3 protein-coding genes are annotated in these 2,479 nt (G+C 43.8%); all 3 read right to left on the bottom strand.

The features are described from left to right. Positions 1–50: 50 nt before the first annotated feature. Positions 51–308: an HPr family phosphocarrier protein gene (locus IQR33_RS09985; protein ID WP_005382043.1), complete on the bottom strand. Its 258-nt coding sequence runs from the start codon at positions 306–308 to the stop codon at positions 51–53. A 300-nt stretch (positions 309–608) separates the two neighbouring features. Beyond that, a complete protein-coding gene (cysK, locus tag IQR33_RS09980) occupies positions 609–1,577 on the bottom strand; it encodes a cysteine synthase A (RefSeq protein ID WP_005382045.1) in 969 nt (322 codons plus the stop codon). 164 nt (positions 1,578–1,741) lie between these two features. After that, positions 1,742–2,479, bottom strand: a 738-nt coding sequence (gene cysZ, locus IQR33_RS09975; protein WP_193843677.1) for a sulfate transporter CysZ, incomplete at its 5' end; no start/stop codon positions are given.

The raw sequence follows: 2,479 nt of genomic DNA, 5'->3' as shown, positions 1-2,479 counted from the left end.
AACGAAGCCATTTTGCTTTCACAAAATGGCTTCTGGAGTAGGAGACCGGATTAGTGTAGTTGGTCCATTAGAGCAACTAGGTGGTCAACTGCTTGCTGTGCTTGTGGGCCTTCAGCAGAAATAGTAACTTGAGTACCTTTTACTAGGCCTAGTGTTTGTAGTTTGAACAGGCTCTTAGCGCTAGCGCTTTTACCGTTAGAAGTCACAGTGATGTCTGCGTCGAATGCTTTCGCTTCTTTAACAAACTGTGCAGCTGGACGAGTGTGAAGGCCGTTTTCTGCTGTGATTTCTACTTGCTTCTCGTACATGTGATATACCCCAATAAATGTATTTTTTTGTTAGTTTGTGACCAGATTTTAGCTTAACTGCTTTACATCTTGTGCGCTAGCACGGGAAGAGTTCAAAGCGCGTCAGTTCTGATACTAGTCAAAAGTTTGGTAACTACGCAACTGTTTGCGTGCGTAATCACTTTGAAACCTTTTTGTGTTCTGCTTCTTTATTTTGAAGCTAGAAATAAAACACCCTGATATTACCAAAGGTAGGGCAGGGATCAACAAAAAAGCCCCTAAACGGGGCTTTTTTAAACTAAAAATTGATTTGAACACATATTATTGTTGGTTCTCTTTTTCGGTAAAGATACCTGCAAAGAGTGCTGTACTTAGGTAACGCTCACCGGAACTTGGCAAGACAGTTACAATTGTTTTTCCTTCAAATTCAGGTAGTTCCGCAAGTCGGTTCGCTGCAACAACCGCTGCGCCAGATGAGATACCAGCTAGGATACCTTCCTCTTCCATTAGGCGACGAGCCATCTCAATCGCTTCTTCTGAGGTAACTTGCTCAACACGGTCAATAATGTCTAAATCGAGGTTACCAGGGATGAAACCAGCACCGATACCTTGAATTTTGTGCGGGGCAGGTTGGATTTCTTCGCCAGCAAGTGCTTGTGCAATAACCGGAGACTCTGCTGGCTCAACTGCAACAGAAGTGATGGCTTTGCCTTTTTCACCTTTGATGTAACGGCTTGTACCTGTAATAGTACCGCCCGTACCAACACCAGCAACGAATACGTCGATTTCACCGTCTGTCGCTTCCCAAATCTCAGGGCCCGTAGTCTTTTCGTGGATTTCTGGGTTCGCTGGGTTGTCAAATTGTTGAAGAAGTAGGTACTTCTCAGGGTTGCTTGCTACGATTTCTTCTGCTTTAGCAATCGCCCCTTTCATGCCTTTCGCCGCTTCAGTCAGCTCAAGGTTCGCGCCTAGTGCTTTTAGTAGCTTACGGCGTTCTAGGCTCATTGATTCAGGCATGGTCAATGTTAGCTTGTAACCGCGAGCAGCCGCTACGAATGCTAGAGCAACACCAGTGTTACCACTGGTAGGTTCTACAAGCTCTACACCTGGCTTAAGAAGGCCCGCTTTCTCTGCTTCCCAAATCATGTTTGCACCGATACGGCACTTAACACTGAAGCTAGGGTTACGCGCTTCAATTTTTGCGAGAACTTTGCCTTTACTTACTTTGTTTAGACGAACGAGAGGTGTATTACCAATAGTAAGAGAGTTATCTTCGTAGATTTTGCTCATAGTGATGTTCCTTCATTACACGTTGTGTGAATATGGATAGAAGAATATGCGGTATGAAAAAAAGGGAAAAGGATTAAAAAGTTATATCTTATTAGGTTGGCCCAGAACTTGATAAAAGAAAAGGGAAAAGCTGGCGCTGATCCCTTTCCTTAATCTCTAATCGACTATCGTTGGTGCTTAAACTCCGCGACCCACATAGCGGTTGCACCACATATTGCTACAGGCATGACAATGAGGTTCAAAATTGGGATCGTCGTAAACACAGACACCAATACCCCAAAGCCATAGGCCTTACCTTGCTTTTGTTTCAATTTGTAACGCATGTCGTTAAATGGGATTTTATGGTTATCAAACGGGTAGTCACAATATTGAATCGCGAGCATCCAGGCGGTAAAGATAAACCATAAAAATGGGCCTACTGTTTGTCCAAGGGCAGGGATGAGCAATAATAGGAATAGGCCTATTGCTTTAGGTAAAATGTAAAGGAGCTTTCTCCACTCACGAGCTAAAACGCGAGGAACATCTTTCAGGACGGCAGTGAAACCATCATCATTTACTTTTTGTCCCGTTAAGTACTCTTCCACTTTTTCAGCCAAGAGGCCATTGAATGGCGCGGCGATAAAGTTCGCGAGCGTGCTGAAAAAATAGGAGAAGGTAGCGAGTATCGTCAGAGCGAGTAAAGGCCAAAGAATGTAAGTTAACCAGGATAAAAACTCAGGCAGCTGCCCAATCCAGCCTTCTATCCATATATTAAGGTTTGAAAATAGATAGAAGATGGCACCACCTACAAGCAAGATATTTGCAAGTAGAGGTAAGATGACAAAGCGCCTGATTTTAGGGGCTAGTGCCAATTGTATCCCGTATAGAAAATAACCGAACCCGGTTCTCTGCTGATTGTTTTT

The organism is Vibrio sp. OPT46 (assembly GCF_015163535.1).
Lineage (GTDB): Bacteria > Pseudomonadota > Gammaproteobacteria > Enterobacterales > Vibrionaceae > Vibrio > Vibrio alginolyticus.
This window is presented reverse-complemented; position numbering and strand designations above follow the sequence as displayed.

Excerpts from the sequence above, each read along its gene's own strand:
- IQR33_RS09985 (WP_005382043.1), bottom strand. The coding sequence starts at position 308 with ATGTACGAGAAGCAAGTAGAAATCACAGCAGAAAACGGCCTTCACACT.
- cysK (WP_005382045.1), bottom strand. The coding sequence starts at position 1,577 with ATGAGCAAAATCTACGAAGATAACTCTCTTACTATTGGTAATACACCT.